11 protein-coding genes and 2 pseudogenes are annotated in these 12,166 nt (G+C 71.5%); 10 read left to right on the forward strand and 3 right to left on the reverse strand.

What is annotated here, in order from left to right:
• Positions 1-73: 73 nt before the first annotated feature.
• Positions 74-169: pseudogene (locus P1P75_RS30600) on the forward strand (glycerol acyltransferase); the annotation flags it as partial.
• Between the two features lie 122 nt (positions 170-291).
• A pseudogene (locus P1P75_RS30605) lies at positions 292-387 on the forward strand (glycerol acyltransferase); the annotation flags it as partial.
• 77 nt (positions 388-464) lie between these two features.
• Here the strand turns inward: P1P75_RS30605 and P1P75_RS30610 are convergent.
• The 3 genes from P1P75_RS30610 to P1P75_RS30620 form a co-directional block, all read right to left on the reverse strand.
• The gene (locus P1P75_RS30610) at positions 465-1,691 is read right to left on the reverse strand and encodes a DUF5667 domain-containing protein (protein ID WP_319261559.1); all 1,227 of its coding nucleotides are present in this window, start codon (positions 1,689-1,691) and stop codon (positions 465-467) included.
• 257 nt (positions 1,692-1,948) lie between these two features.
• Positions 1,949-2,719, reverse strand: coding sequence for an ECF subfamily RNA polymerase sigma factor, BldN family (locus tag P1P75_RS30615; RefSeq protein WP_086772601.1), 771 nt, complete (start codon positions 2,717-2,719; stop codon positions 1,949-1,951).
• Positions 2,720-3,105: 386 nt separating this feature from the next.
• On the reverse strand, positions 3,106-4,008 hold the full coding sequence (locus tag P1P75_RS30620; protein ID WP_086772602.1) for an HAD family phosphatase: 903 nt from the start codon (positions 4,006-4,008) through the stop codon (positions 3,106-3,108).
• A gap of 154 nt (positions 4,009-4,162) precedes the next feature.
• On the opposite strand from P1P75_RS30620, the gene P1P75_RS30625 reads away from it, so the two are divergent.
• From P1P75_RS30625 to P1P75_RS30660, 8 genes are all read left to right on the forward strand, one after another.
• Positions 4,163-4,441 (forward strand): glutaredoxin family protein, encoded by a 279-nt coding sequence (locus tag P1P75_RS30625; RefSeq protein WP_319261562.1) that lies wholly within the window; start codon positions 4,163-4,165, stop codon positions 4,439-4,441.
• 288 nt (positions 4,442-4,729) lie between these two features.
• The gene (locus P1P75_RS30630; RefSeq protein WP_319261565.1) at positions 4,730-5,497 is read left to right on the forward strand and encodes a redox-sensing transcriptional repressor Rex; all 768 of its coding nucleotides are present in this window, start codon (positions 4,730-4,732) and stop codon (positions 5,495-5,497) included.
• Entirely contained in the window at positions 5,494-7,194 is a 1,701-nt protein-coding gene (locus tag P1P75_RS30635) for a glutamyl-tRNA reductase (RefSeq protein ID WP_319261567.1), read from the forward strand. The genes P1P75_RS30630 and P1P75_RS30635 overlap by 4 nt, the downstream gene beginning before the upstream one ends.
• A 5-nt stretch (positions 7,195-7,199) precedes the next feature.
• Positions 7,200-8,159, forward strand: a complete 960-nt coding sequence (gene hemC / locus P1P75_RS30640; RefSeq protein WP_319261570.1) for a hydroxymethylbilane synthase — start codon at positions 7,200-7,202, stop codon at positions 8,157-8,159.
• Positions 8,156-9,859: a uroporphyrinogen-III synthase gene (locus P1P75_RS30645; protein WP_319261573.1), complete on the forward strand. Its 1,704-nt coding sequence runs from the start codon at positions 8,156-8,158 to the stop codon at positions 9,857-9,859. Before hemC ends, P1P75_RS30645 begins: the two co-directional genes overlap by 4 nt.
• Before the next feature lie 97 nt (positions 9,860-9,956).
• The gene (locus P1P75_RS30650; protein WP_319261576.1) at positions 9,957-10,382 is read left to right on the forward strand and encodes an ATP-binding protein; all 426 of its coding nucleotides are present in this window, start codon (positions 9,957-9,959) and stop codon (positions 10,380-10,382) included.
• Positions 10,383-10,657: 275 nt separating this feature from the next.
• Positions 10,658-11,674, forward strand: a complete 1,017-nt coding sequence (locus P1P75_RS30655) for a helix-turn-helix domain-containing protein (RefSeq protein ID WP_319261579.1) — start codon at positions 10,658-10,660, stop codon at positions 11,672-11,674.
• 81 nt (positions 11,675-11,755) lie between these two features.
• A complete protein-coding gene (locus P1P75_RS30660; RefSeq protein WP_319261583.1) occupies positions 11,756-12,115 on the forward strand; it encodes a hypothetical protein in 360 nt (119 codons plus the stop codon).
• Positions 12,116-12,166: the final 51 nt, after the last annotated feature.

Raw genomic sequence — 12,166 nt, forward strand, 5'->3', positions numbered from 1 at the left:
GTCGGCGGACGGAGTCCGGCGCAGCCGGGCGAAGCCCGCGGAGCGGTGCGAGGTCGGCGGTGTGGGGTGGGTGCCCATGCTGATGTTCAACCTGACGGACCAGGTGAGGGAGCAGATTCAGCACACGCTGTACAAGTTGCTGGTGCAGCGGCGGTCGGTGTTCTTCTGACCGGGCGGCGTTCGTGCCGGCCGGTGGGCGGTGAGTCGGTGAGCGGTGAGTCGGCGGACGGAGTCCGGCGCAGCCGGGCGAAGCCCGCGGAGCGGTGCGAGGTCGGCGGTGTGGGGTGGGTGCCCATGCTGATGTTCAACCTGACGGATCAGGTGAGGGAGCAGATTCAGCACACGCTGTACAAGTTGCTGGTGCAGCGGCGGTCGGTGTTCTTCTGAGCTGTGTTGCGGCGCATGCCTACGGCGGTGGGGGCGGCCTTCCTGAGAAGGGCGCCCCCACCGCCGTGGAGACCTTGCTAGCCCACGTCGTCGCTGTCGATGCCCAGGCCGGGCAGGAGGCCCGGGAGGAGCGGCGGGAGCGTGACGTCCGGCTGGGGGGCCGGGGTGGTCGGCGGGGCCGAGGTGCCGTTGTCCAGCGGTGGGTCGAGCAGGCCGCCGGTGTTGCCGCCGAGGAGGCCGTCCTCGCCGGCGTCCGCCGACTTGCTGGGACTGCCGCCGCTGCTGGGGGCGCCGGCCGTCGGGGAGTCGCCGCCCGCGCTGGGCGTGGTCGAGCGGTCGGTGCCCGAGGTGCCGGGCGCCGTCGGCCCTGAGCCCTGTCCGCCGCCCTCGCTACCGCCGGGGGCAGGAGGCTGGGGGAGCAGGGAGCGCAGCGGGGCGACCTCTTCGTCTATGGCGTCGAACACCGACGACACCTGCTGGCTGACGTCTCCGAGCTGCACGGGGAGCCGGCTGCGCAGGTCGCCCCAGACCTCGCGGTGTGAGCGCGAGAAGGTGGACAGGGCCTGGATGGGGCCGAGGGAGTCAGGGTCGCGCTGGTACGCCTCGTGGAGCAGGCGGTGGCCCTCGGAGGCGTCGTAGCGCATGCCGGACAGGGCGCGGCGGATCTCGCCCACGGATTCGTGGTCGAGGTGGGCGCCGCCGCGTCCGCGCTCCATGAGCCGGCGGGCCTCGCTGAGCCGGGTGGAGGCCTGGTCGAGGTAGGCCTGCCCGCGCTCGCTGTCGCCCTCGGCGAGGTAGTTCAGCTTGAAATCCTCTATGCCGCGCTTCAGGCCGTAGAGCGAGTCACCGGGAAGGGCGTCGGAACTCGCGGCGGCGACCCCGCCGAAGGCTCCGGCGGCGACTCCGACGCTCAGGCCGCCCGCGGTGAGGCCCTTGGCGAGCCGTGAGCGTGGACGGAACCTGCCCAGCGATGTCGCCCGATGGGCGCCTCGTGTCCGAGTCCGCTGCTCGGGTACCGATCGGTCTGCCGCCTCGCCCATGGTGCCCGCCTGGAGCATGGCCTCCATCGCGGCGACCAACTGCGCCCGCTGGACGACCTTGACCTCGGGGTCGAACTCCGGTTTGGGCAGCTCGGCGAGACTCGTCGCGAGGACCAGGAGCTGGCCCTGCTCGGTCTGGCCCGCAGCGGCCGGGGCCGGCGGTGATCCTTCGGTCTGCTCGGCCGCCGTGCCCCGGTCGGACTGCTCCTCCAGGGCCTGGGCGAAGGCGTTCGCCCGCCGGTGCGCCGATACGTTCGCGATCACTGGCGGCACCTCCTCTCGTCATGACGGTCGACTCCCCCGGGGTCCTGAGGGTTGCACGCCCTCGACCGCTTGCATGCGAACGAGTGATCGAGGCCGGCCAGGACGTGACCACAGGGAGCCTGTATCCCGCACAACGACTGGCGTGGCACTTGGGTTACGGACTGCGGATGATCGGATGGGGAAGCCAACGGACTTTCACTGACCGTGAGTTGAGGTCGCCGACAGTAGGCGGGGGTGGGATGGGGCGGCCTGGCGGGTCAGCGGGCGTCGTCCGGGAGGAGACGGGCGAGGGTGCGGACGGCCCGGTACTGGAGGGTCTTGATGGCGCCTTCGTTCTTGCCCATGACCCGCGCGGTCTCGGCGACCGAGAGGCCCTGGAGGAAGCGGAGGGTCACGCACTCCTGCTGCTGCGGGTTGAGCCGTCGTACGGCGTCCAGCAGGGCGGCGTTGGAGAGGGACTCCAGGACGGAGTCCTCCGGGGAGCGTGCGACCTCGTTGGCGTCGAGCATCTCGCCGGTGGTGACCTCCAGCCGGAAGCGGCTGGACTTGAAGTGGTCGGCGACGAGGTTGCGGGCGATGGTGACGAGCCAGGCGCCGAAGTCGCGGCCCTGCCAGGTGAAGGTGCCGATCCGTCGCAGGGCGCGCAGAAAGGTCTCGCTGGTCAGGTCCTCGGCGGTCGCCTTGCTGCCCACCCGGTAGTAGATGTACCGGTACACGGTGTCGCTGTACTGGTCGTAGAGCCGCCCGAACGCGTCGGCCTCGCCGGCCTGGGCCCGTTCGACGAGGTCCATCATGCGGGCGCTGTCGCTGTCGGCGGCCGGTCGGCGGGCGGTGGCCGCGCCGGTCGCACGTCCTCGTCTGCCGACCGCGGCGGTGCCGTCGGCCAGTGCGTAGCACGGACCGACGGGCGCGGCGGTGGCGAAGGCGGGGACGGCGTACGCGGTGGGGACGAAGCCGCGCATCAGGTCTAGGACCGTAGCGCGCAGCGTAGCCAGGCCCGAGGTGTCAACCCCGACGTGTGGGTACACGGGACTCCCAGAGGCAGAGCTTCCATCACGTGCAGTGCGGAACCGTTCACCCGTCGTAGCGACGGAAGGGGTACCGGATTGCGTCTGAGGAGAATAACGCTTCGTGCAGGCCCTGCTACACCCAGTTGCTCAATTCACCGGTTACGTCGCTTCCGTAGCCTATTGACGGCCAATCAAGTTGCGCAGGGTGATCACTTGTTGACCGAAAAGGTTCGCATTTCAGGTCGGGCGGGGGCGTGTTGTGGCGGTGCGCAGACAACAGGACTGGCCAGGAGGGTGCGCGCGTACGGCGGTGGGATTGGCGGCGTTTCGCTGCGGTTGCCCGTCCGGGTGAGTGCCGTGACCGGGGTTGGACGGGCGCGGCGGACGGCCGGGCCGTCCGCCCGCTACCGGCGGCGGCGGTGCAGCGCGATGGCCGCGGCCGTACCGCCCGCCACCGCGCCCACGCCCGCCGCGGCCGGGATGCCGACCTTCGCCGCCTTGCGGCCCGTGCGGTAGTCGCGCAGCCGCCAGTCGAGTTCGCGGGCGTGCCTGCGGAGCTTGGCGTCGGGGTTGATCGCGTAAGGGTGGCCGACGAGGGAGAGCATCGGGATGTCGTTGTGCGAGTCGCTGTAGGCGGCGCAGCGGGTGAGGTCGAGGCCCTCCGCCGTGGCCAGCGCGCGGACCGCCTCGGCCTTCGCCGGACCGTGCAGCGGTTCGCCGACCAGCTTTCCCGTATAGATGCCGTCGACCGACTCGGCGACCGTGCCGAGGGCGCCGGTCAGGCCGAGACGGCGGGCGATCACCTGGGCGATCTCCACGGGTGCCGCGGTGACCAGCCACACCCGCTGGCCCGCCTCCAGGTGCGCCTCGGCGAGGGCGCGGGTGCCGGGCCAGATCCGCTCGGCCATGTACTCGTCGTAGATCTCCTCGCCGATCGACTGCAGCTCGGCGACGCGGTGGCCCTTGACGATGGACAGGGCCGAGTCGCGGGCCTCCTGCATGTGCTCCGGGTCCTCGACGCCGGCCAGCCGGAACCACGCCTGCTGCCAGGCGAACCGGGCGAGGTCGCGGGTCTCGAAGAACTTGCGCTTGTACAGGCCCCGGCCGAAGTGGAAGAGGGCTGCGCCCTGCATCACGGTGTTGTCGAGGTCGAAGAACGCGGCGGCCAGGTCGTCGCCCCGCACGGGGAACTGGGGTTCCTGTGCGGAGACGTCCTTGCGGGCGGCCTCCGCCGAGGCCTCGCCTGCCAACACGCTCCGCGCCGTGGCGGAGCGCCTACGGGGGGTGAGCCATCCGAGAGCGGCCATGGCGTGAGCATAGCCAGTCTGTTCGGCGGTTCCGTCGGTCATGAGGTTCGAAGGGTGTGAACTCTCCGCGGCGGGGCCGTTAAGGAAGACCTTGAGGACGAGCTCGGGCAGGACCTTGGAGACACCCGTCCGGGTGCGCGCGACAATGGCGGGCATGAGTCCCCTCTTCCGCCGCAAGGGCCCCGCACCACAGGACCGGCTCGTGACGTTGATCGGCAAGCCCGGATGCCATCTGTGCGACGACGCCCGGGAGGTGATCGAGAAGGTGTGCGGTGATCTCGGCGTGCCGTGGGAGAAGCGGGACATCACCGAGGACGCCGAACTTCACGCTCTTTACTGGGAGCAGATCCCGGTCGTTCTGGTGGACGGCGAGCAGCACACGTTCTGGCGCGTGAACGAGGACCGGCTGCGCACGGAGCTCACGGGGAACTGACCGGGCAGTCCAAGTATGGCGAAAAGTCGCTTAGGATCGATGGCGACCAGATCTCGGGGGCGGGATTCGTGAGGAGAGTGTGCGGTTTTGCCCCCGACAATCAAGGAACGCGGGCGCGTGTGCGTCGGTTCCCCGCGAAGGCGCCAGGGGCGCGTGACCCCGGTCACGTTGGCCGGGCAAATCGGACACCATCTTTGTGCACGCGTTCACAAAGACATAGCCTGCTTCCGACGGGGCGGTCTGGGGACGTGTGACCGCCTACAGCCCCGCTCTACCCGCAGGAGCACCGTGGCAACTGGCCGAACTCACCGACCGGCGACCCGTAGCCGAGGGATTCCCGAGGCCACCGTCGCCCGGCTTCCGCTGTACCTTCGCGCGCTGACCGCACTGTCGGAGCGCTCGGTTCCCACGGTCTCCTCCGAGGAACTCGCGGCCGCGGCGGGCGTCAACTCCGCGAAGCTGCGCAAGGACTTCTCCTACCTGGGTTCCTACGGCACCCGGGGCGTCGGCTACGACGTCGAGTATCTCGTCTACCAGATCTCCCGCGAGCTGGGCCTGACCCAGGACTGGCCGGTTGTTATCGTCGGTATCGGTAACCTCGGCGCGGCGCTGGCCAACTACGGCGGCTTCGCCTCCCGCGGCTTCCGGGTCGCGGCGCTCATCGACGCCGACCCCGAGATGACCGGCCGCCAGGTCGCCGGGATCCCGGTCCAGCACAGCGACGAGCTGGAGAAGATCATCTCGGACAACGGCGTGTCCATCGGGGTCATCACCACCCCGCCGGGCGTCGCCCAGCAGGTCTGCGAGCGCCTCGTCGCCGCCGGAGTCACCTCCATCCTGAACTTCGCGCCGACCGTGCTGTCCGTCCCGGACGGCGTCGACGTACGCAAGGTCGACCTCTCGATCGAGCTGCAGATCCTCGCCTTCCACGAGCAGCGCAAGGCCGGCGAGGAGGCCGCGGCACAGGAGAACGCCGCCCCCGCCCCCGCCGCGCGCCGCGTCAACACCACCGACCAGGGACCTGACGGGGACGTACCCGCCGTGATGCCGGCATGAGTCTCCTCGTCGTCGGACTGAGCCACCGCAGCGCTCCCGTGAGCGTCCTGGAGCGGGCCTCACTCTCCGCGGACGCCCAGTTCAAGCTGTTGCGGGACACGGTCGCCGCCGAACCGGCCACCGAGGCCGGAGTGCTCGCCACCTGCAACCGCATCGAGCTGTACGCCGACGTGGACAAGTTCCACGCCGGTGTCGCCGAGCTGTCCACGCTGCTCGCCCAGCACAGCGGCGTCGGCCTGGAGGAGCTCACTCCCTACCTCTACGTGCACTACGAGGACCGCGCCGTCCACCACCTGTTCTCGGTGGCCTGCGGGCTGGACTCGATGGTCGTCGGCGAGGGACAGGTCCTCGGGCAGATCAAGGACTCCCTGGCCCGCGCCCAGGAGGGCCACACCGCCGGGCGGCTGCTGAACGACCTGTTCCAGCAGGCCCTGCGGGTCGGCAAGCGGGCCCACTCCGAGACCGGCATCGACCGTGCCGGGCAGTCCCTGGTCACCTTCGGCCTGGAGCAGCTGGCCGCCGGCGGGGACGTGACCGCGTGGGCGCGGGGCAAGCGTGCCCTCGTCATCGGTGCCGGCTCCATGTCCTCCCTGGCCGCGGCGACCCTCGCGCGTGCGGGCGTCGCCGAGATCGTCGTCGCCAACCGCACCTTCGACCGCGCCGAGCGCCTCGCGCAGATCCTCGCCGAGAACGGCGACCCGGACATCGTCTCCCGCGCCGTGCCGATGGAGTCGGTGCCGGCGGAACTGACACGTGCCGACGTGGCCGTCTCCTGTACCGGCGCGACCGGACTCGTCCTCACCGCCGCGGCGGTCGCGACCGCGGTCGAGGGCCGCACGGGAACACCCGCCGCCCTCGCCGAGAACCGGTCCGCGCCCGCGGACGTACGGCCGCTGCCGCCGACCTCCGTGGGTACCGACGACGGCTGTCCGCTGGACCTGTCCACCGTGCAGCAGGGCTTCTCCGTGATGGGGGAGGCCGCCGTGGCCGGTATGGACGCGGCCACGCTGGAACAGCACGCCGCCTGGGCCGCGGGCCCGGCCACCGGCCGCAGGGAGGCCGCGCGCCGCCCTGGTGCCGACGCCGAGCTGATCACCGCGCTGGCCGCGACCGCCGCCACCGTCGGCCGCATCCCCGAGCGCCGCAGGCCCGAGCCCGCCCCCGTGCCCGTACGGCCCGAGCCGGTGCTGTTCCTGCTGGACCTCGCGATGCCGCGGGATGTCGACGCGGCCGCGCACCGGCTCGCCGGAGTGCGCCTGGTCGACATCGAGTCGCTCGCCGAGGCTTCCGCGGACGCGCCGATGGCCGCCGACGTCGAGCAGGTACGGCGAATCGTCTCCGACGAGGTCGCCGCGTTCGGCGCCGCGCAGCGTGCCGCGCACATCACTCCGACCGTGGTCGCCCTGCGTGCCATGGCCGCCGACGTCGTCGCCGGCGAGATCGCCCGGCTCGACGGACGGCTGCCGGACCTGGACGACAAACACCGCGCGGAGATCACCCAGACCGTACGGCGCGTCGTCGACAAACTGCTCCACGCGCCGACCGTACGGGTCAAGCAGCTCGCGGCCGAACCCGGCGGCGCCGGGTACGCGGACGCACTGCGGACCCTGTTCGACCTCGACCAGGAGACGGTGGCCTCCGTCTCCCGCGCCGAGGACAGCACCGAGACGAACGCACAGAACCGAGGGCCGGCATGAGCGGCATGAGTACGAAGGCACTGAGGCTGGGGACCAGGCGCAGCAAGCTCGCCATGGCCCAGTCGGGGCAGGTGGCGGACGCCGTGAGCCAGGTGACCGGGCGGCCCGTCGAACTCGTCGAGATCACCACGTACGGCGACACCTCCCGTGAGCACCTCGCGCAGATCGGCGGCACGGGCGTGTTCGTCACCGCACTGCGGGACGCGCTGCTGCGGGGGGAGGTCGACTTCGCGGTTCACTCGCTGAAGGACCTCCCGACCGGGCAGCCCGAGGGCCTGGTCCTGGCGGCCGTACCGGAACGTGAGGATCCGCGTGATGTCCTCGTCGCCCGGGACGCGCTCAAGTTCACCGACCTGCCGCGCGGGGCGCGCATCGGCACGGGTTCACCGCGCCGCATGGCGCAGCTGAACGCGTACGCGCGCGGCCACGGGCTCGACCTGGAGACCGTACCGATACGCGGGAACGTCGACACCCGCATCGGGTACGTGCGCGACGGCGAGCTCGACGCGGTCGTCCTGGCCGCCGCCGGACTGAACCGCATGGGCCGCAGTGACGAGGTGACCGACTTCCTGTCGGTCGACACGGTTTTGCCCGCTCCCGGCCAGGGAGCCCTGGCGATCGAATGCGCCGCCCACCAAGCGGACCTGATCGCCGCGCTCGGTGAACTCGACGACCCCTTCACCCGGGCCGCCGTGACCGCCGAACGGTCCCTGCTCGCCGCCCTGGAAGCCGGTTGCAGCGCACCTGTGGGTGCACTGGCCGACCTCCTGGCCGACGGGCAGATTGTCAAAGAAATGCGCCTGCGGGGCGTCGTCGGCACGACCGACGGATCCCGCACGGTGCAGCTGTCCACCACCGGTCCCGTGCCCGAGACGTACGACCGGGCAATGGCGCTCGGCCGCGAACTCGCAGCCGAGATGCTCGCCCAGGGCGCGGCCGGTCTGATGGGGGAGCGAGCGCTGTGAGCCCCACCACTCTTCCCGCCGGTCCTGAACACGGGCACGTCACCTTCCTTGGTGCCGGACCCGGGGATCCGGGACTGCTGACTCTTCGCGCCGTGGAGGCGCTGGCGAACGCGGACGTCCTCGTCGCCGAGCACGAGGTGCTCGACGTCGTCCGGACGCACGCCAGACCAGGCGTCGCCGTCGTGCATACGGAAGCCGGTCCGTTCCCGGGCCCCCTTCCGGGCACGGGCACGCCGCACCCGACGATCGTTGACGGCACGTCAACAACCGCTGGGAGCCCCGCTGTGCGGGATGCCGCACATCTTGTCATGGAGGCCGCGCGGGGCGGCAGGCGGGTCGTCCGTGCGGTGTCCGGGGACCCAGGACTGGATACGTACGCGGCCGAGGAAATGCTCGCCTGTGTCGCCGCCGGTGTTCCCTTCGAGGTCGTCCCCGGCATCTCGGCCGCCGTCGGCGTGCCCGCGTACGCCGGTGTGCCGCTGCGCGACGCGCAGGGCGCGGACGTCCGGTTCATCGACGCGCGGACCGCGTCCGACCGGTGCTGGACCGAGGTCGGCGTGTCGGACGGGACCGTCGTCGTGTCCACGACGCTGGACTCCGTGGCGGCCGCCGCCGGCGAGCTGGTCGCGGCCGGGCGCAAGCCCGACACCCCGATGACCGTCACCGTCGCCGGTACGACGACCCGTCAGCGGACCTGGTGCGCCACCCTCGGCACCATCGCGCAGACGCTGAAGCAGGCGAAGGTGCTGCCCTCTCCCGAGGGCGGCCGGCCGGTCATAGCCGTGGTCGGTGAGCGTTCCGCCCCCGCCCAGCGCGACCAGCTCGCCTGGTTCGAGTCCAAGCCGCTGTTCGGCTGGAAGGTGCTCGTACCGCGCACGAAGGAGCAGGCGGCCTCGCTCTCCGACCAGCTGCGGTCCTACGGCGCGGTGCCGCACGAGGTGCCGACCATCGCCGTCGAACCGCCGCGGACGCCCCAGCAGATGGAGCGGGCGGTGAAGGGGCTCGTCACCGGCCGGTACGAGTGGATCGCCTTCACCTCCGTCAACGCCGTCAAGGCCGTGCGGGAGAAGTTCGAGGAGTACGGGCTCGACGCCCGCGCCTTCGCCGGGATCAAGGTCGCGGCGGTGGGCGAGCAGACCGCCAAGGCGCTGATCGCGTTCGGTGTGAAGCCGGACCTGGTGCCGAGCGGGGAGCAGTCCGCGGCCGGGCTGCTGGAGGACTGGCCCCCGTACGACCCGGTGTTCGATCCGATCGACCGGGTGTTCCTGCCGCGGGCCGACATCGCCACCGAGACGCTCGTCGCCGGGCTCATCGAGCTGGGCTGGGAGGTCGACGACGTCACCGCCTACCGGACCGTGCGGGCTTCGCCGCCGCCGGCCGAGACGCGTGAGGCGATCAAGGGCGGTGGGTTCGACGCCGTGCTCTTCACCTCGTCGTCCACCGTGCGCAACCTGGTCGGGATCGCCGGGAAGCCGCACAACGTGACGGTCATCGCGTGCATCGGGCCGGCTACCGCCAAGACGGCCGAGGAGCATGGGCTGCGGGTGGACGTGATGGCTCCCGAGCCGTCCGTGCACAAGCTGACCGAGGCGCTGGCGGAGTTCGGGCTGCGGCGGCGGGCTGCCGCGCGGGAGGCCGGGGACGCGGTCAGTCGGCCGAGCGAGCGGCGGCCGGGGGCTCGGCGGCGGCGGGCGACGTAGCCGCCGTCACTGTCCTGAGGCACCTGCAACGCCCCGTCGTCCTTTCTGAGGGACGGCGGGGCGTCTTTCCTGATCGCCCCTGGACACGCTGAGTGACGTGAATCAGCAAACTGTGCGTGCCCCGCTCCACCACTTCTCCGTGCCGCTCTCCGCCACCCGGCGCGGCGCCCGTCTCGCCCGCCTCCTCGCGGCCGAGCAACTCAACGCCTGGGGGATGCCGTTGGATCCGGCCCGGCTCGTGGTCGCGGAACTCGCCGCGAACGCGGCTCTGCACGGCCGTGTCCCCGGCCGCAGCTTCCGGCTCACGCTCGCCGTCGTCGGGCCCGGAACCTTGCGCGTCGAGGTCGCGGACACCCGGGGGGATCATCTGCCCGCCCCGGCGCGAGCGGGTGGCGACGCCCCCGCGGAGTCCGGCTACGGGCTGTTGCTCGTCGAGGAGTTGGCCGACCGGTGGGGCGTGCTGTGCGGGCCGGTGCCGTGCAAGACGGTGTGGGCGGAACTGGATTTCGACCCATGCCGGTGAACTCCGCACCGGAGCCCGGAAACCCGGGACCCGGTGGGGCGAAGGCCGGTGCTGCGGGCGGTAAAAGACCAAAGAAACCGGGGAAAAAACCCTTCCAACCAAACCAAACCCCGTGTTTGTCACTCGGGTGGGTGAAACGGGCCGTTGTGGCTGGCGCGTGCGTCGCCCCACCGTGCACGCTCGGCACGAACGACCCCACACATGCATCGGCCCCCGCCGGGACGGCAATCCCAGTGCGAGGGCCTGACCATCCAGGAAGAGAGCAATTCTTCCCCATGGCTGCTACGAAGCCTATCGCTGCCCCGCGCCCGACACCGGGCGTTCGGCGCGGTGCCACCCACTCCGGTGTCACCCACGTACGTGCGTACCAGTCGAGTCACTACACGATCGTCGGCAACCACCTCGCTCAGCACCGGGCGCTGTCGCTGACCGCGATCGGGCTGGCCGTCCACATCCTGTCGCTGCCGCAGGGCGCCCCCGTCGACATCCGCAGCCTCGCCGACCGCTTCCCCGAAGGGCGGGACCGTATCGCCTTCGGGCTGCGGGAGCTGGAGACGCACGGCTATCTGGAGCGGGTGCGCGAGCGCGCGGACGGGGGCCGTTTCGTCACGCGGACGTACGCGCACAACGCCCCGGCGCTCACCCGGAGCCGGGCGGAGGCGCCCGGCATACGGGACGAGCCGGTCGTATCCGTCGCCCCCGTCACCAGGGCGGTGCCCGTGGCCCCGGCCGTGCCGCTCGCCGTCGCGGAAGTCGCAGGAGCCGAGGGGGCAGACGTCCCCGTGCCCGAAGAGCCTCCGCCGGTGCCGCTCGAAGCCTGCGAACAGGAACCGTTCAGCAGCGAGCACCGCGACAAGGCCTCCGCTCTGCTTGCCGGACTGCGCCGCACCGACTACCGCTTCACGCTCTCCCGGAAGGACGTGGAACGCCTCACCCCCGCCGTCGTCGCCTGGTTCGACAACGGCGCCTCCCGGGCCGCCGTGATCCACGCCATGACCGCCGACGTTCCCGTCCCCCTGAAATCTCCCGCCGGGTTCCTCGCCCACCGGCTCCGGGAGGGACTCCCGCCGCCCCTGCCGCCCCTGTCACCTTTCACGGCCCCCGGCGAGGACACGGCCCCCGCACCGGTGGCGACCACGCCGGAACTCTGGGGAGAGCGCTGGAAGGACTGCGAGGGCGACTGCACCCGCGTCCTTCCCACCGCGGGGCCGGAGAGAGTCTGTCGCGACTGCCGTGCCCGCAGAGCGGCGACGGCCCCCATGCCCGCCCTCGTGCCCGCCCCCGCGGTCTGAACCTCTCGCGGGGGAACGGCCGGATGTCTCCCCGGGCCGCGGAACCCGCCCCGACCCTCACGACTCCCGAGGAAGCAGCCCATGACCGACGACGCGACCCACTCCGCCTACGCACGCGTGTACCGAGTCCTGCTCCAAGCGGCCGACGACCTCGAGACCCTGAAGCAGGAGGGCGCCGAGGTCGGAGTGGAACCCCATGCCGGTGCCGCCCTGGCGGCGGTCAAGCTCGCCTCGGCCGTGCTGTTCCCCACCGTGCGCTGTCAGACGCCGCCCTGGTCCCAGGACACCGACCGCCTGCTGGACCTGTGTGTCAACTGGCGTGACGCCGCTTTCCGGGTCGGTGAGTTCGCGCCGGAACCCGCGCTGCGGATCGTCGCGGACGAGGACGGCAGGGACGGCGCGAACTCACCGACCCGGAAAGCGGCGTCACTGTCCCTTTAACACACTTCCCAGCCCACGAGACGGGAAGAAACTTCGTATGCGTTCATATAC

The organism is Streptomyces sp. ID05-39B (assembly GCF_033794725.1).
Classification (GTDB): Bacteria; Actinomycetota; Actinomycetes; order Streptomycetales; family Streptomycetaceae; genus Streptomyces; species Streptomyces bobili.

Coding starts and splice junctions, on each gene's coding strand:
- P1P75_RS30635 (WP_319261567.1), top strand. CDS start 5,494: ATGAGTCTCCTCGTCGTCGGACTGAGCCACCGCAGCGCTCCCGTGAGC.
- hemC (WP_319261570.1), top strand. CDS start 7,200: ATGAGTACGAAGGCACTGAGGCTGGGGACCAGGCGCAGCAAGCTCGCC.
- P1P75_RS30625 (WP_319261562.1), top strand. CDS start 4,163: ATGAGTCCCCTCTTCCGCCGCAAGGGCCCCGCACCACAGGACCGGCTC.
- P1P75_RS30660 (WP_319261583.1), top strand. CDS start 11,756: ATGACCGACGACGCGACCCACTCCGCCTACGCACGCGTGTACCGAGTC.
- P1P75_RS30655 (WP_319261579.1), top strand. CDS start 10,658: ATGGCTGCTACGAAGCCTATCGCTGCCCCGCGCCCGACACCGGGCGTT.
- P1P75_RS30620 (WP_086772602.1), bottom strand. CDS start 4,008: ATGGCCGCTCTCGGATGGCTCACCCCCCGTAGGCGCTCCGCCACGGCG.